The organism is Enterobacter sp. RHBSTW-00318 (assembly GCF_014101375.1).
Classification (GTDB): domain Bacteria; phylum Pseudomonadota; class Gammaproteobacteria; order Enterobacterales; family Enterobacteriaceae; genus Enterobacter; species Enterobacter ludwigii.
The window spans coordinates 2444936-2462646 of the sequence record NZ_JABXQH010000001.1; the positions used below are offsets into that span (position 1 = coordinate 2444936).

At 56.0% G+C, this 17711-nt stretch carries 14 protein-coding genes and 3 tRNA genes; 8 read left to right on the forward strand and 9 right to left on the reverse strand.

Annotated elements, in window-relative coordinates; genetic code table 11:
- Window positions 1-9 precede the first annotated feature (9 nt).
- From amiB to nnr, 3 genes are read right to left on the reverse strand one after another with little or no spacing between them, the layout of a single operon-like run.
- A complete protein-coding gene (gene amiB, locus HV157_RS12210) occupies window positions 10-1347 on the reverse strand; it encodes an N-acetylmuramoyl-L-alanine amidase AmiB (protein WP_014168308.1) in 1338 nt (445 codons plus the stop codon).
- 16 nt (window positions 1348-1363) lie between these two features.
- Entirely contained in the window at window positions 1364-1825 is a 462-nt protein-coding gene (tsaE, locus tag HV157_RS12215) for a tRNA (adenosine(37)-N6)-threonylcarbamoyltransferase complex ATPase subunit type 1 TsaE (protein ID WP_020882947.1), read from the reverse strand.
- Window positions 1818-3341 (reverse strand): bifunctional ADP-dependent NAD(P)H-hydrate dehydratase/NAD(P)H-hydrate epimerase, encoded by a 1524-nt coding sequence (nnr, locus tag HV157_RS12220; protein WP_025206258.1) that lies wholly within the window; start codon window positions 3339-3341, stop codon window positions 1818-1820. Before nnr ends, tsaE begins: the two co-directional genes overlap by 8 nt.
- Here nnr and queG point away from each other — a divergent pair.
- Complete coding sequence (gene queG / locus HV157_RS12225; RefSeq protein ID WP_040018456.1) at window positions 3340-4479, forward strand: tRNA epoxyqueuosine(34) reductase QueG; 1140 nt, start codon at window positions 3340-3342, stop codon at window positions 4477-4479. The two genes, nnr and queG, sit on opposite strands and share 2 nt — an antisense overlap.
- Window positions 4480-4748: 269 nt before the next feature.
- Here queG and HV157_RS12230 read toward each other — a convergent pair.
- The 4 genes from HV157_RS12230 to orn all read right to left on the reverse strand — a co-directional run bounded on the left by HV157_RS12230 (window position 4749) and on the right by orn (window position 5809).
- Window positions 4749-4824: transfer RNA gene (locus HV157_RS12230), tRNA-Gly, on the reverse strand.
- A gap of 36 nt (window positions 4825-4860) precedes the next feature.
- Window positions 4861-4936: transfer RNA gene (locus HV157_RS12235), tRNA-Gly, on the reverse strand.
- 36 nt (window positions 4937-4972) lie between these two features.
- A tRNA-Gly gene (locus HV157_RS12240) sits at window positions 4973-5048 on the reverse strand.
- Between the two features lie 215 nt (window positions 5049-5263).
- Window positions 5264-5809: an oligoribonuclease gene (gene orn / locus HV157_RS12245; RefSeq protein ID WP_025206260.1), complete on the reverse strand. Its 546-nt coding sequence runs from the start codon at window positions 5807-5809 to the stop codon at window positions 5264-5266.
- A gap of 107 nt (window positions 5810-5916) precedes the next feature.
- Between orn and rsgA the strand changes: the two genes are divergently transcribed.
- The 3 genes from rsgA to mscM all read left to right on the forward strand — a co-directional run bounded on the left by rsgA (window position 5917) and on the right by mscM (window position 11378).
- A complete protein-coding gene (gene rsgA / locus HV157_RS12250) occupies window positions 5917-6969 on the forward strand; it encodes a small ribosomal subunit biogenesis GTPase RsgA (protein WP_020882951.1) in 1053 nt (350 codons plus the stop codon).
- Window positions 6970-7066: 97 nt separating this feature from the next.
- Entirely contained in the window at window positions 7067-8035 is a 969-nt protein-coding gene (gene asd / locus HV157_RS12255; RefSeq protein ID WP_020882952.1) for an archaetidylserine decarboxylase, read from the forward strand.
- Between the two features lie 19 nt (window positions 8036-8054).
- Entirely contained in the window at window positions 8055-11378 is a 3324-nt protein-coding gene (gene mscM / locus HV157_RS12260; protein WP_025206261.1) for a miniconductance mechanosensitive channel MscM, read from the forward strand.
- Window positions 11379-11417: 39 nt separating this feature from the next.
- Here the strand turns inward: mscM and yjeM are convergent, their stop codons facing one another.
- Entirely contained in the window at window positions 11418-12917 is a 1500-nt protein-coding gene (gene yjeM, locus HV157_RS12265; RefSeq protein WP_163304282.1) for a glutamate/gamma-aminobutyrate family transporter YjeM, read from the reverse strand.
- Between the two features lie 200 nt (window positions 12918-13117).
- Window positions 13118-14095 (reverse strand): elongation factor P--(R)-beta-lysine ligase, encoded by a 978-nt coding sequence (gene epmA, locus HV157_RS12270; protein ID WP_020882955.1) that lies wholly within the window; start codon window positions 14093-14095, stop codon window positions 13118-13120.
- A gap of 310 nt (window positions 14096-14405) precedes the next feature.
- Between epmA and frdA the strand changes: the two genes are divergently transcribed.
- From frdA to frdD, 4 genes are read left to right on the forward strand one after another with little or no spacing between them, the layout of a single operon-like run.
- Window positions 14406-16196, forward strand: coding sequence for a fumarate reductase (quinol) flavoprotein subunit (frdA, locus tag HV157_RS12275; RefSeq protein WP_014168298.1), 1791 nt, complete (start codon window positions 14406-14408; stop codon window positions 16194-16196).
- Window positions 16189-16923, forward strand: coding sequence for a fumarate reductase iron-sulfur protein (gene frdB / locus HV157_RS12280; protein ID WP_020882957.1), 735 nt, complete (start codon window positions 16189-16191; stop codon window positions 16921-16923). The genes frdA and frdB overlap by 8 nt, the downstream gene beginning before the upstream one ends.
- Window positions 16924-16933: 10 nt before the next feature.
- Entirely contained in the window at window positions 16934-17329 is a 396-nt protein-coding gene (gene frdC, locus HV157_RS12285) for a fumarate reductase subunit FrdC (protein WP_163304280.1), read from the forward strand.
- A 10-nt stretch (window positions 17330-17339) separates the two neighbouring features.
- Window positions 17340-17699, forward strand: coding sequence for a fumarate reductase subunit FrdD (frdD, locus tag HV157_RS12290; protein ID WP_032679414.1), 360 nt, complete (start codon window positions 17340-17342; stop codon window positions 17697-17699).
- The last annotated feature ends 12 nt before the right edge of the window (window positions 17700-17711 follow it).

Consider the following 17711-nt stretch of genomic DNA (forward strand, 5'->3'; position numbering starts at 1 on the left):
GAATTCTCCTTAATTGGTCGCGGTCATCTCACCTGGCTGCGCTGCGCTGGCCGTCTGGGCGGCACCGCCCTGTGGCGCGGACTGCAGCGGATGCGCATCAAAGTATTTACGCAGACCGTTATAGATCGCTTCGGCAATTTGCTGCTGATAGCTGTCGCTGCCCAGCAGGCGTTCTTCAGCGTTATTACTGATAAAGCCTGTTTCCACCAGAATCGATGGAATATCCGGCGATCGCAGAACGCCCAGGCTCGCATGCTCCGGACGGCGCTTGTGCAATGACCCGATGCCCTGCAGCTGATTCAATACATTTGTGGCGACATCATACCCGACGCGCTGGGAATGACCGAATTGTAAATCCAGCACCGCCTGGCTGAGATACGGATCGGCCTGGCTGTTTGCCAGCACATCACCCGCCCCACCTAACAGTTCGGACTGTTTCTCGTGCTCTTCAAGCCAGTTTGCCATTTCACTGTTCGCCCGACGGTTTGACAGCACCCACACTGAGGCTCCCGTGGCGTTACGGTTTGGCGCGGCATCCGCATGAATGGACACCAGGAAATTGGCATTTTGCTTACGTGCCACATCCGAGCGGCCCATCACCGAGATAAAGTAATCGCCGTCGCGCGTCAGCACGCCTTTAAACATAGGATCGTCGTTTAGCAGCGTCCGCAGCTTACGGGCAACCGCGATGGTGACATTTTTCTCCCGCGTACCGCCCGGGCCAATTGCGCCGGGATCCTGACCGCCGTGCCCCGCATCGATGGCGATAATCACTTTATCACCGCTGACCGCGCGACGTGCGCTGGCCGCCGGCCGCGTCACAGTATTGCTGCTGGTAACGCTGGTAATGCGGTCGCTGTCCGTTTTAAACGGATTACGTGCCGGTTCGGATGGGCGCGGGGTATAAACCGGCTCTTCCACGCGTTTCGCCACCACCGGTGGAGGCGGAGGCGGCGGAGGGGCGTCAGCGTTGATGGTAAAGACCACCGTATAATTCGCACCGTTTTGCTGCTTAACCGCTCTGGTTTTACCCTTTTCGGTTAGGTCGACCACCAGACGCAATGACTGGCTATCTTTTGGCGAGCCGGAACGAATGCTTTTAACCAGATTATTGCCGCTGAACTGGAGCGGTAACCCCTGGATAACCCCGGTTTGTTTGATATCCAGCGCCACGCTGTGGCTGTCTGGCTGTGAAAAAGCATATTCCGGATCGCCCATAAAGCTGAACGTGATCCTGGCCTGGCTTTCGCCGTTCGACACCTGAATATCCGACAGGCTTGCCGCCCCGGCCTGCGCGCACAGCAGCACCGTGGCAGCCAATAACCAACCTTTAACGCGACTAATCATCCCGTCATCCCTACGCTTAACCGGCCAGACGCGCCAGTAAGGAACTACCTGATGAGGAAACAGCACTGATGCGTGCCTCACGCCCTTGTGCCTGGTAATCTAAGTGAATTTCGACATCCGGGTCAGGCAACACACCCGCACCTTGTTGCGGCCACTCCACCAGGCAGATGGCATCATTGGCAAAATAATCACGGATCCCCATAAATTCCAGCTCCTCGGGATCCGCAAGGCGGTATAAATCAAAGTGGTACACCATGAGATTTTCAAGGGTGTACGGTTCTACCAGCGTGTAGGTTGGGCTTTTCACATTGCCTTTATGGCCTAACGCCTGCAGAAAACCCCGGCTGAAGGTGGTTTTACCCGCACCTAAATCACCATACAGATAAATGACGGTTGCCCCCTGACAGGCCTGTGCCACGCGTTTGCCAAGATCTAAAGTGGCTTGTTCATCAGGTAAAGAAATCGCTCGATTAGTCATTTTCTACGTCAATCACATCCGGGTTAACAACACGCCGTAGCGTGCAAAAAAGATCGGTGGCCAGCATTCCGCGTGTGCCGTAACGTGCCGCCAGCTTATCCGCCGCGACACCATGGGCCACGCAGCCAGCGCAGGCTGCATCATAAAGGGGAAGTTTCTGTCCAAGCAATGCGCCAATGATGCCGGAAAGCACATCGCCCATTCCGCCGCTCGCCATGCCCGCATTTCCGGCATCGACAATGCCCAGCGCCTCGTCGCTGGCGACAACGGTTCCTGCCCCTTTCAGAACGGCAACACCTCCGTAACGTTTTACCAGACGCCGGGCAGAAAGTAAGCGATCGCTTTCAATTTCTGCCACGCTGCAGTTAAGCAGGCGCGCGGCTTCGCCGGGGTGCGGCGTCAGAATGCGATTGTGACGCTTATCAGGATTGATTGCCAGAAGGTTCAGCGCGTCGGCATCCCACAGCATCGGTTTACGAAAATTCTCGACCTTCTGCAGGGCCTGTTTCCCCCAGGCCTGCTGCCCAAGCCCCGGGCCAATGACCACGACATCCGCCCATTCGAGACTCTCTTCAAGCGACTGCGGCGTCAATTCATGCACCATCAGCTCCGGACGGGCCGTAATAATTGGCGCACTATTTTCGATGCGCGTCAGCACCCGCACTAAACCGGCACCGCAACGCAATGCCGCTTCCCCCGTCATGCGGATAGCCCCCGCCGTACCGTGGTCACCTCCAATGATCACCAGCCTGCCGTGATCGCCTTTATGGGACGTCGGGCGGCGCGGCGGTAACCACTGTGCCAGCAGCGAAGCATCAACGCGCGAAACGTGGGTTTCCTGCCCGGCAAGCCAGCTCTCCAGCCCCAGTGCGTTATGGTGCAACGTTCCCGTGACATCCCGCGCTTTACCAGTAAGCAGCCCCGGTTTCAGGGCGATAAAGGCAACGGTGTGCGCGGCCTGAATCACCGCGCCCGGCGTCGTGCCGGTTTGCGCCATCAGGCCAGAAGGTATATCCAGGGCCACCACCGGCGCGCTGTGGGCATTGGCACGTGCAATCAGGGTGGCAACCGGGTCGCGCGGCGCACTGCGTAGTCCGGTGCCCAGCAGGCCATCAATAATCACATCAATCTCTTCCGGCCAGACGATATCGGTGGCATGAATAACACCGCCCGCGTTCAGCCAGGCTTCCCGCGCCGCACTGGCCTCTTCTGGCAGCGGTTTATCACTCTCCAGCGCCAGCAACGTCACGTGGATCCCGGCGGCAACCGCCAGCCGGGCAACGACATAACCGTCACCGCCGTTATTGCCGTGTCCGCATAAAATCAGCCAGTGCGACGATTCAGGGTAAGCCGTGCGGGCAACGTTAAACGCCGCTTCGCCCGCGCGTTGCATCAGTTCATACAGGGTAATGCCGAGGCTGTCTGCGGCCTCTTTTTCGGCGTGCCGGAGGTCATCCGCATGCCAGATGGAATGTGGTATACTTTCGGGGTTTTTCTTCACAGTATGGTCCGTCATGTCACAGCCCCTCGATCTCAATGAATTAGCGCAAAAAATTAAACAGTGGGGTGCTGAGCTTGGCTTCCAGAAGGTGGGTATCACCGATACCGACCTCTCCGCCAGCGAGCCGAAACTGCAGGCATGGCTGGATAAACAATACCATGGCGAAATGGAGTGGATGGCGCGTCATGGCATGATGCGTGCCCGCCCACACGAGCTGTTACCCGGTACATTACGCGTCATCAGCGTACGCATGAACTACCTGCCCGCCAACGCGGCGTTTGCTCGCACGTTAAAAAATCCCGCTCTTGGTTACGTCAGCCGGTACGCCCTGGGCCGTGATTACCATAAGCTTCTGCGTAACCGTTTAAAAAAACTCGGGGAAACTATTCAGCAGCACTGTGTGTCGCTGAATTTTAGACCGTTTGTAGACTCTGCGCCTGTTCTTGAGCGCCCGATAGCAGAAAAAGCCGGGCTTGGCTGGACAGGTAAGCACTCACTTATCCTTAGCCGCGACGCCGGATCGTTCTTTTTCCTCGGTGAACTGCTCATAGATTTGCCGCTGCCGGTAGATGGTCCGGTAGAGGAAGGTTGCGGGCGCTGCGTGGCCTGCATGACCATTTGCCCGACGGGTGCCATCGTGGAGCCTTATACGGTGGATGCGCGCCGCTGCATCTCCTATCTCACCATTGAACTCGAAGGGGCGATACCGGAAGAATTCCGTCCGCTCATCGGGAACCGTATCTACGGCTGCGATGACTGCCAGCTGATCTGCCCCTGGAATCGTTACTCGCAGCTTACGGATGAAGACGATTTTAGTCCTCGTAAAGCGCTTCATGCGCCTCAGCTTATCGAGCTCTTCGCCTGGAGTGAGGCCTGGTTCCTGAAAGTCACCGAAGGATCCGCCATTCGGCGTATTGGGCATCTGCGCTGGCTACGAAATGTCGCCGTTGCGCTGGGTAATGCGCCCTGGGATGAAGCCACTATTCAGGCGCTCGAAAGTCGCAGAGGTGAGCACCCACTTCTTGATGAACACATAGAATGGGCGATTGCGCAGCAAATCGAGAAGCGCAATGCCTGCGTTGTCGAGGTGCAGCTGCCGAAGAAACAACGGCTGGTGAGAGTGATTGAAAAAGGGCTTGTACGGGATGCTTGATATATTCACAGCCTGTGAATAAAAATAAAAACTCAAGCGCCATCGGGGCTGGCAATGAGGTCAAGTGATCTAAATAACATTTTGAAATGAAATTTACTTCATTAAATTCAGTATGTTACGAAGATATTATTCACCCTGCTAATTTTCTTCTGGTCTGTAACTGAGTAGGGCTTCTGTGGATAACTCTGTTCACAAGAGTATTTCAGATGCAATAGAAAATGTCCCCAACGAAGCATTCCGCTGTGGATAATCTGGAGATGATAAGAATTTGGAGCGGGAAACGAGACTCGAACTCGCGACCCCGACCTTGGCAAGGTCGTGCTCTACCAACTGAGCTATTCCCGCTTGGGTGGTCCGTGCTGTGGAAGCACTTTCAAATTTTGGAGCGGGAAACGAGACTCGAACTCGCGACCCCGACCTTGGCAAGGTCGTGCTCTACCAACTGAGCTATTCCCGCTTGGGTGGTCTGTGCTTTAGAAGCACCTTCAAATTTTGGAGCGGGAAACGAGACTCGAACTCGCGACCCCGACCTTGGCAAGGTCGTGCTCTACCAACTGAGCTATTCCCGCAAATTTGCACTGCTTTTGTTGCTGTCGTAACGTGTATTTCTCTGTCGTTACGGGAGGCGCATTATACGAGAAATCCGTTTAGCTGCAACCCCCCTAAAAGCGTTTTTTGTGAAATTCAGTTCAAGTGATGGAATATTCATCGCTTTGCACGTTTTTACACCATTCATGCGTTCTGTAGGCCGGGTAACGCGCAACGCCCCCGGCAACCGCCTGAATTACAGCTTAATAAAGTTCTCGCGATAATACGCCAGTTCGGCCACGGACTCACGGATATCGTCCATGGCCTGATGCGTTCCCTGCTTTTTAAAGCCATCCAGGATTTCCGGTTTCCAGCGACGCGCCAGCTCTTTCAGGGTGCTCACATCCAGATAGCGGTAATGGAAGTAAGACTCCAGCTCCGGCATGTACTTAAACAGAAAACGGCGATCCTGACCGATGCTGTTACCGCAGATAGGTGATTTGCCCGCCGGAACCCACTGTTTCAGAAACGCAAGCGTTGCCAGCTCCGCCTCACGATCGCCCATGGTGCTCGCCTTAACGCGCTCCACCAGCCCGCTCCCCGTGTGGGTGCGCACGTTCCACTCATCCATTAACGCAAGCTGGTCGTCGGACTGATGAACCGCGATAGTCGGCCCTTCCGCCAGAATATTCAGGTTGGCATCGGTCACCAGGGTTGCAATCTCAATAATGCGATCGCGCTCGGGATCCAGCCCGGTCATTTCAAGATCGATCCAAATCAGGTTGTTTTCATCCGCGCTCATGTTATTTTCCACCCTTCTCGCATAACCGGCTGTAGCAGGTTAACTAGTATTAATTAGAGTGTATCATAGAGGTTTTGCCCCTTACGGGCGACCAGGAGCCAGCGCGATTGAGTAAAAATAAACTCTCCAAAGGGCAGCAGCGCCGTGTGAATGCCAATCACCAGCGCCGTCTTAAAACCACTTCGGAGAAGGTCGATTACGACGACAACCTGTTTGGCGAACCGATGGAAGGCATCGTCATCAGCCGTTTCGGTATGCACGCCGACGTGGAATCCGCCAACGGTGAGATTCACCGCTGCAACATCCGCCGGACGATTCGTTCTCTGGTAACCGGCGATCGCGTGGTCTGGCGCCCGGGTAAAGAAGCGGCGGAAGGCGTCACGGTAAAAGGCATCGTTGAGGCGGTCCACGCGCGTACGTCGGTACTGACCCGTCCCGATTTCTACGACGGGGTTAAACCTATCGCAGCCAACATTAACCAGATCGTTATCGTCTCGGCGATTTTGCCCGAACTTTCGCTCAATATTATCGACCGATACCTTGTCGCCTGTGAAACGCTGCAGGTTGAACCGATCATCGTACTCAACAAAATCGATCTGCTCGATGAAGACGGCATGAACTTCGTCAACGAGCAGATGGATATCTACCGTAACATCGGGTATCGCGTTCTGATGGTTTCCAGCTATACCAAAGATGGTCTGAAACCGCTTGAAGAGGCGCTTACCGATCGCATCAGCATCTTTGCGGGACAGTCCGGTGTGGGCAAATCAAGCCTGCTGAACAACCTTCTCGGCCTCCAGCAAGAGATCGTGACCAACGATGTGTCTGATGTTTCTGGCCTGGGCCAGCACACTACCACCGCGTCACGCCTGTATCACTTCCCGCACGGCGGCGATGTCATTGACTCCCCGGGCGTGCGTGAATTCGGTTTGTGGCACCTTGAGCCGGAACAAATCTTCAACGGATTTGTCGAATTCCATGATTATTTAGGCGCTTGCAAATACCGCGACTGTAAACATGACAATGACCCGGGCTGCGCTATCCGTGAAGCGGTCGAGAAAGGCGAAATAGCGGAGACCCGCTTTGAAAACTACCACCGCATTCTCGAGAGCATGGATCAGGTAAAAACGCGTAAAAACTTTTCTGATTCTGATAACTGACAACTAAGCTAAGCATCGCTAAAATCGTCCCCTTTTTTCAGGTTCCGGCGCTTTGCGGCCGGATCAGGAACGACAAAACAATGGCCTGGAGGCTACCTTGTTAAACTCATTTAAACTTTCGCTTCAATACATTCTGCCGAAACTGTGGCTCACTCGCCTGGCGGGCTGGGGCGCGAGCAAACGAGCGGGCTGGCTGACCAAACTGGTCATCGACCTTTTCGTAAAATATTACAAGGTCGACATGAAAGAGGCGCAGAAGCCGGATACCGCCAGCTACCGCACCTTCAACGAGTTTTTCGTCCGCCCACTGCGCGACGACGTGCGCCCGCTGAATACGGACCCTAACGTGCTGGTGATGCCTGCAGATGGCGTGATTAGCCAACTGGGTCACATCGAAGACGACAAAATCCTGCAGGCGAAAGGCCATAACTACAGCCTGGAAGCGTTGCTGGCAGGTAACTACCTGATGGCGGATCTGTTCCGTAACGGGACCTTCGCGACCACCTATCTCTCACCGCGCGACTATCACCGCGTGCACATGCCGTGCAACGGCATCCTGCGTGAAATGATCTACGTTCCGGGCGATCTGTTCTCCGTGAACCACCTCACGGCGCAGAACGTACCTAACCTGTTCGCCCGTAACGAACGCGTCATTTGCCTGTTTGATACTGAATTCGGTCCTATGGCGCAGATTCTGGTGGGCGCGACCATTGTCGGCAGCATTGAAACCGTCTGGGCTGGCACCATCACCCCACCACGTGAAGGCGTGATCAAGCGCTGGACCTGGCCTGCCGGCGAAGAAGAAGGCTCTGTCGCCCTGCTGAAAGGTCAGGAGATGGGTCGCTTCAAGCTGGGCTCAACCGTTATCAACCTGTTTGCACCGGGTAAAGTTAAGCTGGCCGAACAGCTTGAAAGCCTGTCGGTCACCAAACTGGGTCAGCCGCTGGCCGTCTCTACCGAAACCTTCGTAACGCCGGTGGCAGAACCTGCACCGTTGTCCCAAGAAGAGATCGACGCCGAGCACGACGCCAGCCCGCTGGTTGACGACAAAAAAGACGAAGGCTAATAACAGAAGGATCGCTGACGTGCGCCCGATTATCGTTCTACTGATGGCCTGGTGCCTCAGCATGGGGGCGTACGCAGCGACAGCCCCCGACGCAAAACAGATAACCCAGGAACTGGAGCAGGCAAAAGCGGCAAAACCCGCTCAGCCAGAGACCGTTGAGTCGCTCCAGTCCGCCCTGAACGCGCTTGCGGAGCGAAAAGGCTCCCTTGAGCGTGCACAGCAATATCAGCAGGTTATCGACAACTTCCCGAAACTCTCGCAAACGCTGCGCTCGCAGCTCAGTAATCTGCGTGATGAACCGCGCGATATACCGGCGGACATGTCTTCTGATGCGCTGAATCAGGAGATCCTCCAGGTCAGCAGCCAGCTTCTGGAAAAGAGCCGTCTGGCTCAGCAGGAGCAGGAGCGGGCGCGTGAAATTGCCGACTCGCTCAGCCAGCTTCCCCAGCAGCAAACCGATGCCCGCCGCCAGCTTAATGAAGTTGAGCGTCGCGTTGGCACGCAAAGCGGCAACACGCCGCAAGCGCAGGCGCAGAATCTGGGGCTGCAGGCCGAATCTGCTCGCCTCAAAGCCCTTGTCGATGAACTGGAGCTGGCGCAGCTCTCCGCCAATAACCGCCAGGAGTTGTCGCGGATGCGCTCTGAGCTGGCGCAGAAGCAGAGCGAACAGCTGGATGCATATCTGCAGGCCCTGCGTAATCAGCTTAACAGCCAGCGGCAGCGCGAAGCCGAGCGTGCGCTTGAAAGCACCGAACTGCTGGCGGAAAACAGCGCGAACCTACCCAGCGGCATCGTTGAGCAGTTTAAGGTCAACCGCGAGCTCTCTGCGGCGCTGAACCAACAGGCGCAGCGTATGGACCTGGTGGCCTCGCAACAGCGTCAGGCTACCAATCAAACCCTGCAGGTCCGCCAGGCGCTTAACACGTTGCGTGAGCAGTCCCAGTGGCTAGGGTCATCAAACCTGCTGGGTGAGGCGTTACGCGCGCAGGTCTCACGCCTGCCGGAAATGCCCAAACCGCAACAGCTGGATACCGAAATGGCTCAGCTGCGCGTGCAGCGACTGCACTTTGAGGATCTGCTCAACAAACAGCCGCAAATCCGCCAGATCCGTCAGGCTGACGGACAGCCGCTGACCAGCGAGCAGAACCGCATTCTGGAAGCCCAGTTGCGTACCCAGCGTGAACTGCTGAACTCCCTGCTCCAGGGCGGGGATACGCTGATTCTGGAACTGACCAAGCTCAAGGTCTCTAATAGCCAACTGGAAGATGCGCTGAAAGAGGTGAATGAGGCAACGCACCGTTATCTCTTCTGGACCTCCGACGTGCGGCCGATGACCTTCTCGTGGCCGATTGAGATTGTTCAGGATCTGCGCCGCCTTATTTCGCTGGATACCTTCAGCCAGCTGGGCCAGGCCAGCGTGATGATGCTCACCAGTAAAGAGACCATTTTCCCGCTGCTGGCCGCGCTGATTCTGGTGGGCTTCAGCATTTACTCGCGCCGGTATTTCACCCGATTCCTGGAGCGCTCCAGCGCCCGGGTGGGGAAAGTTACGCAGGATCACTTCTGGCTGACGTTACGCACCGTCTTCTGGTCGATTCTCGTCGCCTCACCGCTACCGGTCCTGTGGATGACGCTTGGATATGGCCTGCGGGAAGCCTGGCCCTACCCGCTCGCGGTGGCCATTGGCGATGGCGTCACTGCCACGGTGCCACTGCTGTGGGTGGTAATGATTTGCGCCACGTTCGCGCGGCCCAACGGTTTGTTCATCGCTCACTTCGGCTGGCCGCGTAATCGCGTTGCACGCGCCATGCGTTACTACCTGATGAGCATCGGACTGATTGTGCCGCTGATTATGGCGCTGATCATGTTCGATAAACTCAACGACCGGGAATTCTCAGGGTCGCTGGGCCGCCTCTGCTTTATGCTGATATGCGGGGCGCTGGCAATTGTCACGCTCAGCCTGAAACGCGCCGGTATCCCGCTCTATCTGGATAAATCCGGTAACGGCGACAACATGTTCAACCGGCTGCTCTGGAACTTGCTGCTGAGCGCACCGCTGATTGCCATGCTGGCAGCGACGGTGGGTTACCTGGCGACCGCCAAGGCGCTGCTGGCGAGGCTTGAAACCTCGGTGGCGATCTGGTTCCTGCTTCTGGTGGTGTATCACGTGATACGCCGCTGGATGCTGATCCAGCGCCGCCGTCTGGCGTTCGACCGTGCCAAGCACCGACGGGCAGAGATCCTCGCCCAGCGTGCGCGTGGCGAGGAAGAGCCAAACCATGTCAACAGCACAGAAGGCACGACGGAAGCTGACGAAGTCGAGCTGGATCTGGATGCCATCAGTACCCAATCCCTGCGACTGGTACGCTCCATCCTGATGCTGATTGCCCTGCTGTCGGTGATCTTCCTGTGGTCGGAAATTCACTCCGCGTTTGGCTTCCTGGAAAACATCTCTCTGTGGGACGTAACGTCCACGGTACAAGGTGTGGAGAGCCTGGAGCCGATTACCTTAGGCGCGGTGTTGATTGCCATTCTGGTGTTGATCATCACCACCCAGCTGGTGCGTAACTTCCCGGCGCTGCTGGAGCTGGCCCTGCTGCAGCATCTCGATTTAACCCCGGGGACGGGATACGCAATTACCACCATCACCAAATATCTGATCATGCTGTTTGGCGGACTGGTCGGCTTCTCAATGATTGGTATTGAATGGTCGAAACTGCAGTGGCTGGTGGCGGCACTTGGTGTGGGGTTAGGGTTTGGCTTACAGGAGATCTTCGCCAACTTTATCTCTGGCCTGATTATTCTGTTCGAAAAACCGATTCGTATTGGCGATACGGTAACGATCCGCGATTTGACCGGTAGCATCACCAGGATCAACACGCGCGCCACCACCATCAGCGACTGGGACCGTAAAGAGATCATCGTGCCGAACAAGGCGTTTATTACCGAGCAGTTTATCAACTGGTCGCTGTCAGACTCCGTCACGCGTGTGGTGCTGACGGTACCTGCGCCGTCGGATGCCAACAGCGAAGAGGTCACTCAGATCCTCTACACCGCCGCGGAGCGCTGTTCATTCGTGATCGACAACCCGGCGCCGGAAGTGTTCCTCGTGGATCTACAACAGGGGATCCAGATTTTCGAACTGCGTATTTACGCCGCCGAAATGGGACACCGTATGCCACTGCGTCATGAGATTCACCAGCTGATTCTGGCAGGGTTCCGTGAGCACGGCATTGATATGCCGTTCCCACCGTTCCAGATGCGTCTGGAAAGCCTGGACGGGCGTAAAACGGGAAGAACGTTAACGTCAGCGGCGCGCACACGCCCGGCAGGAAGTCTGTAACCCTTCTCCCCTCCCTTCCGGGAGGGGAATGTTTGACCGCTACGCCACTTCCGTCAGCAACGCCACAGAACGTCGGCGATAATTCTCATAAATCCCCATCGCCAGCAGTGAGAAGAAGACTGGACCGCCCACCATCCACAGTGCGCTACTCCAGTCATTCGCCTCAATCACCGGCTGAATAACGGTAAAGATGTTGGCGAATGCCACTACCAGCACCACCACCGTGGTTGCCAGCAGCGTGGCGGCGCGCGTTTTGAAAATCACAAACGGACGCTCAAGATCCTGCTTCGCCTTAAAGAACGGGAAGGCCAGGCTCAGAAAGAGATAAGGCAACGTCATCGACACGTTCGCCATCAGGGTCAGCTTGTTATAAAACGCTGACGCGGTATCCCCACCAAACGACACCAGCAAAATGAACACGCTGACCAGCAGGCACTGCATCCACATGGCGTTGGCGGGCATACCCGCGGTATTCAGTTGCGTCATGCGTGCAGGCCACAGCGCTTTTGGCGTGCCCTGAATTATCGCTTTCAACGGAGAGTAAATCAGCGTGAAAAACGCGCCGGTATAGGCAAGGAACATGGACAAGCCGGTGATGCGTGCAAACCAGACGCCCATCGCTGCCGCCGCTTCCGGTGTCAGATTCATCGCTTGTCCCAGCGTCATCCCCAGGCTTTTCATCAGCACATAGGTAATGTTGCCCAGGTTAGTGGTGTTGTTGCTGAGTACCTGCTGCCAGTTGGTGCTGACGCCCCAGAGGAAAATTGCCAGCGAATAGCCAATGGAGATAACTATCGCGGCAAAAATAATGCCTTTCGCAAAGTTCTTTTCCGGGTTCTCGGTCTTGTCGACCAGACCGCCCACCGCCTCAATACCGCCGTACGCAAAAATGGCAAACACCACAAAGGAGAGCATAGCGAGCCCGGACTGATAGCTCGGGTTGGGCGAGGAAACGAAGTTCACCTCCTGAGCGAAATGTCCGCCGTTCAGGCACAGAATGGCAATGCTGACCAGCAGCAGCACCAGATTCAGGCACATCACCGAGATCCCGCCCACGGCGGTAATGCGGGCAATTTTGTTGATGCCCTTAGACGCCACCAGCGTTACAACCACCATCCAGCAGACGGCCAGAATCCCGACCACCTGCGTGGAACTCAGACCGGCCAAAGACCAGACCTGAGTGTAATCGCTGCCGAAAACAAACGTCGAAAACGGTACCCAGACCTTGGCCGCCGTACTGACCATCCAGACCACATACGAGGAGAACCACATAAACGTGCCGATAAACGCGTAGCGCGGGCCGATGCTGTTGTTCATCCAGGAATAGATCCCGCCCTCTTCTTTGCGGTAAGCCGCCCCCATTTCCGCCATCATCAGCGCAAACGGTATGAAGAAAAACAGAGCCGAGACGATGTAGAACGGCGTTGCGCTGTAGCCCATCAGATAGAAAGCCGACGGGCTGTTGGCAAAGCCAAAGACGGAGGTAAAAATCATCAGGATGAGCCCGGTGAGGGTCATCTTTTTAAGTGACTGGGACATAGCGCCATCCAAAGGAAGTTAAACTGCGCGGATGGTAGCAGATGACCAGACTAATATTGTGGCTATTAGGGGCAAATTAAGAAAAAGACCTGCGTACAGAGAATGTGGCAGTTTTTAATGTTGTCGTGCGGAAATGGAAAGGTTAATTGACATCAGAGGTGAGCCGGGTAAGCGACAGCGCTACCCGGCAATGCGATGCGTTATGCGCGATCGACCGTAAACGCGATCACTTCGCCCAGCTGTTCTGCACCCAGCGCCAGCATCACCAGACGATCAACGCCCAGCGCCACGCCGGAGCAGTCCGGCAGGCCCGCCTTCAATGCTTCCAGCAGATGGGTATCAATCGGCTGCTGCGGCAGACCACGTGCCGCGCGCTTGCGGTTATCCTGCTCAAAACGCTGCTGCTGTTCGCGTGCGTCGGTCAGTTCGTGGAAGCCGTTCGCCAGCTCGATACCTTTGTAATAGACCTCAAAACGCTCCGCCACGCGGTGATCTTCGGTGCTGATCTGCGCCAGCGAAGCCTGGCTTGCCGGGAAGTGATATACAAACGTCGGCCGGTCTTTGCCAATTTGCGGTTCAACGCCAAAGGTGAAGAGCAGTTGCAGCAGCGTGTCGCGGTCTTCTTCGGTATCTGCCACGTTGCTCAGATCCAGTTTTGCCGCCACTTCGCGCAGCTGCGCTTTATCCGCAGAGAGCGGATCAATTTCCAGGTAACGCTGGAAAACCTGCTGATAAGAGAGCGTTTCCGCTTCTGAGCACTCCAGCACCTGCTGCAGCAGATCGTCCACCTCGTTCATCAGGCGGTACATATCATAATGCGGACGGTACCACTCCAGCATGGTGAATTCCGGATTGTGGTGACGCCCCATCTCTTCATTACGGAAACTGCGGCACAGCTGATAGACCGGGCCACAGCCTGCCGCCAGCAGGCGTTTCATGTGGTATTCCGGGCTGGTCATCAGATACAAATTCATGCCCTGTGAGTGGCCAGGACCAACAAAACGGGTTTCAAACGGGACCAGATGAATATCCGTTACCGTTGCCTGACTCATGCACGGGGTTTCCACCTCAAGGACGCCGCGGTCGGCAAAGAAGCGGCGGATCTCCGCCATAATTGCAGCGCGTTTTAGCAGGTTGGGGATGGATGCGCTCGGCTGCCAGGTGGCCGTTTCGCTCATGAGTTTTTCTCCGATTTCAGACAAGGGCACGAAGTCTACTCGTTACCAGGGACGGAGACAAATTTTGCGCAGTAAAAAAGCGCATTTCATTTAGGCGAACAATTGCGCGACGAAATTCATTACTCACCGCGATAAATCGCCGCACAGAACAGCAAAAAAATCGAACACGTCAAATTTCCCTGACATCCACGCGGTTATACTGCTTTACCCATAAAGGAGCAGTGGAAACGCTTTCGCAATCGTCCTTTTGGACGGGTGAACTACCTTTAGTTTATCGCGTTGCGAAATAACAAAAATCTGGAGGAATGTCGTGCAAACTTTTCAAGCCGATCTTGCCGTTATAGGCGCTGGCGGGGCTGGATTACGTGCTGCGATTGCTGCAGCACAAGCTAATCCCAACGCTAAAATCGCATTGATTTCAAAAGTCTATCCGATGCGCAGCCATACGGTTGCCGCAGAAGGAGGATCCGCCGCCGTTGCGCAGGATCATGACAGCTTCGAATACCATTTCCACGACACGGTTGCAGGGGGCGACTGGCTTTGCGAGCAGGATGTCGTTGACTACTTTGTACACCATTGTCCTACGGAGATGACCCAGCTTGAACAGTGGGGATGTCCGTGGAGCCGTCGTCCGGACGGCAGCGTCAACGTTCGCCGCTTCGGCGGGATGAAGATCGAACGCACCTGGTTCGCCGCCGATAAAACCGGCTTCCACATGTTGCACACCCTGTTCCAGACCTCCCTTCAGTTCCCACAGATTCAGCGCTTTGACGAACATTTCGTCCTCGACATTCTGGTTGATGATGGTCAGGCGCGCGGTCTGGTGGCGATGAACATGATGGAAGGCACCCTCGTCCAGATCCGCGCCAACGCGGTGGTAATGGCTACCGGCGGTGCGGGGCGTGTTTACCGCTACAACACCAACGGCGGTATCGTCACCGGTGACGGCATGGGCATGGCGCTTAGCCACGGCGTGCCGCTGCGGGATATGGAGTTCGTGCAGTATCACCCTACTGGCCTGCCGGGCTCCGGCATTCTGATGACGGAAGGCTGCCGTGGTGAAGGCGGGATCCTGGTCAATAAAAATGGCTACCGCTATCTGCAGGATTACGGCATGGGCCCGGAAACTCCGCTCGGCGAGCCGAAAAACAAATACATGGAACTGGGCCCGCGCGACAAAGTATCTCAGGCCTTCTGGCACGAGTGGCGCAAAGGCAACACCATCTCCACGCCACGCGGCGATGTGGTCTACCTCGACCTGCGTCATCTTGGCGAGAAGAAACTGCTGGAACGTCTGCCGTTCATTTGCGAACTGGCAAAAGCCTACGTTGGCGTCGATCCGGTGAAAGAACCGATTCCGGTACGTCCAACGGCCCACTACACCATGGGCGGTATCGAAACCGACCAGCAGTGCGAAACCCGCATTAAAGGGCTGTTTGCCGTGGGCGAGTGCTCTTCTGTCGGCCTGCACGGTGCCAACCGTCTGGGATCAAACTCACTGGCGGAGCTGGTGGTCTTTGGCCGCATGGCGGGCGAACGTGCGATGGAGCGTGCTGCCACCGCGGGCGAGGCGAACAGCGCGGCGCTGGATGCCCAGGTCGTTGACGTCGAAAAACGGCTGAAGAACCTGGTGAACCAGGAAGGAAATGAAAACTGGTCGAAAATCCGCGACGAGATGGGCCTGTCGATGGAAGAAGGCTGCGGTATCTACCGTACCCCTGAACTGATGCAAAAAACCGTGGATAAGCTGGCAGAGCTGCAGGAGCGCTTCAAGCGCGTACGCATTACCGATACCTCCAGCGTGTTCAACACAGACCTGCTCTATACCATTGAGCTGGGTCACGGCCTGAACGTGGCGGAATGTATGGCGCACTCTGCGCTGGCACGTAAAGAGTCACGCGGCGCGCATCAGCGTCTTGATGAAGGCTGCACCGAACGTGATGACGTCAATTTCCTGAAACACACTCTCGCCTGGCGCGATGCGGATGGCACCACCCGTCTGGACTACAGCGACGTGAAAATCACGACGTTGCCACCGGCTAAACGCGTGTATGGCGCAGAAGCAGAAGCCGCCGAGAAGAAGGAGAAGGCGAATGGCTGAGATGCAGAAACTGAAAATCGAAGTGGTGCGCTACAATCCGGAAGTGGACACCGCACCGCACAGCGCATTCTATGAAGTCCCTTATGACGAGCAAACCTCTCTGCTGGATGCGCTCGGCTATATCAAAGATAACCTTGCGCCGGACCTGAGCTACCGCTGGTCGTGCCGTATGGCAATCTGCGGCTCCTGCGGCATGATGGTCAACAAGGTGCCAAAACTGGCCTGTAAAACTTTCCTGCGTGAATACACCAAAGGCATCAAAGTAGAAGCGCTGGGTAACTTCCCGATTGAACGCGATCTGGTGGTCGATATGACTCACTTTATCGAAAGTCTGGAAGCGATTAAGCCGTACATCATCGGCAATCCACGTACGCCGGATCAGGGGACGAACACCCAGACGCCAGCTCAGATGGCGAAATACCATCAGTTCTCCGGCTGCATCAACTGTGGTCTGTGCTACGCCGCGTGTCCACAGTTTGGCCTGAATCCAGAGTTTATTGGCCCGGCGGCCATTACCCTGGCGCACCGCTATAACGAGGACAGCCGCGACCACGGTAAAAAAGAACGTATGGCGCAGCTTAACAGCCAGAACGGCGTCTGGAGCTGTACTTTTGTGGGCTACTGCTCCGAAGTCTGTCCGAAGCACGTCGACCCGGCCGCCGCTATTCAGCAGGGTAAAGTGGAAAGCTCGAAAGACTTTCTTATCGCCACCCTGAAACCACGCTAAGGAGTGCATAATGACGACTAAACGCAAAGCCTACGTGCGGCCAATGCCGTCCACCTGGTGGAAGAAACTGCCGTTTTATCGCTTCTATATGCTGCGTGAAGGCACCGCGGTGCCGGCGGTCTGGTTCAGCCTGGAGCTGATGTATGGCGTTTATGCCCTCAAACATGGCCCTGAAACCTGGGCCAGCTTTGTCGGCTTCCTGCAAAACCCCATCATCGTGATCCTGAACCTGATTGTGCTCGCGGCAGCGCTGCTTCATACCAAAACCTGGTTTGAACTGGCGCCAAAAGCGGCGAACATCATCATTAAAGACGAGAAAATGGGGCCAGAGCCTGTCATTAAAGGGCTATGGGGCGTGACGATCCTCGTCACTGTGATCATTCTGTTTGTCGCACTGTTCTGGTAAGGAGACTACTGTGATTAATCCAAATCCAAAACGTTCTGACGAGCCGGTCTTCTGGGGACTGTTTGGCGCAGGGGGGATGTGGAGCGCCATCATCGCGCCGGTCATCATCCTGCTGGTCGGTATTATGCTGCCACTGGGGCTGTTTCCGGGCGATGCGCTGGGTTACGAGCGAGTACTGGCCTTTGCCAGCAGCTTTATTGGCCGTGTGTTCCTCTTCCTGATGATCGTCCTGCCGCTGTGGTGTGGCCTGCACCGTATTCACCATGCGATGCATGACCTGAAAATCCATGTCCCGAGCGGGAAATGGGTGTTCTACGGCCTGGCAACCATCCTGACGGTGGTTACGCTGATTGCCGTGGTTACTATCTGATACATCAGGCCC

Bases quoted from the DNA above. Each gene is read 5' to 3' on its own strand.
- amiB (WP_014168308.1), bottom strand. From the start codon at position 1,347: ATGATTAGTCGCGTTAAAGGTTGGTTATTGGCTGCCACGGTGCTGCTG.
- tsaE (WP_020882947.1), bottom strand. From the start codon at position 1,825: ATGACTAATCGAGCGATTTCTTTACCTGATGAACAAGCCACTTTAGAT.
- queG (WP_040018456.1), top strand. From the start codon at position 3,340: ATGTCACAGCCCCTCGATCTCAATGAATTAGCGCAAAAAATTAAACAG.
- nnr (WP_025206258.1), bottom strand. From the start codon at position 3,341: ATGACGGACCATACTGTGAAGAAAAACCCCGAAAGTATACCACATTCC.
- orn (WP_025206260.1), bottom strand. From the start codon at position 5,809: ATGAGCGCGGATGAAAACAACCTGATTTGGATCGATCTTGAAATGACC.
- yjeM (WP_163304282.1), bottom strand. From the start codon at position 12,917: ATGTCCCAGTCACTTAAAAAGATGACCCTCACCGGGCTCATCCTGATG.
- epmA (WP_020882955.1), bottom strand. From the start codon at position 14,095: ATGAGCGAAACGGCCACCTGGCAGCCGAGCGCATCCATCCCCAACCTG.
- frdB (WP_020882957.1), top strand. From the start codon at position 16,189: ATGGCTGAGATGCAGAAACTGAAAATCGAAGTGGTGCGCTACAATCCG.
- frdC (WP_163304280.1), top strand. From the start codon at position 16,934: ATGACGACTAAACGCAAAGCCTACGTGCGGCCAATGCCGTCCACCTGG.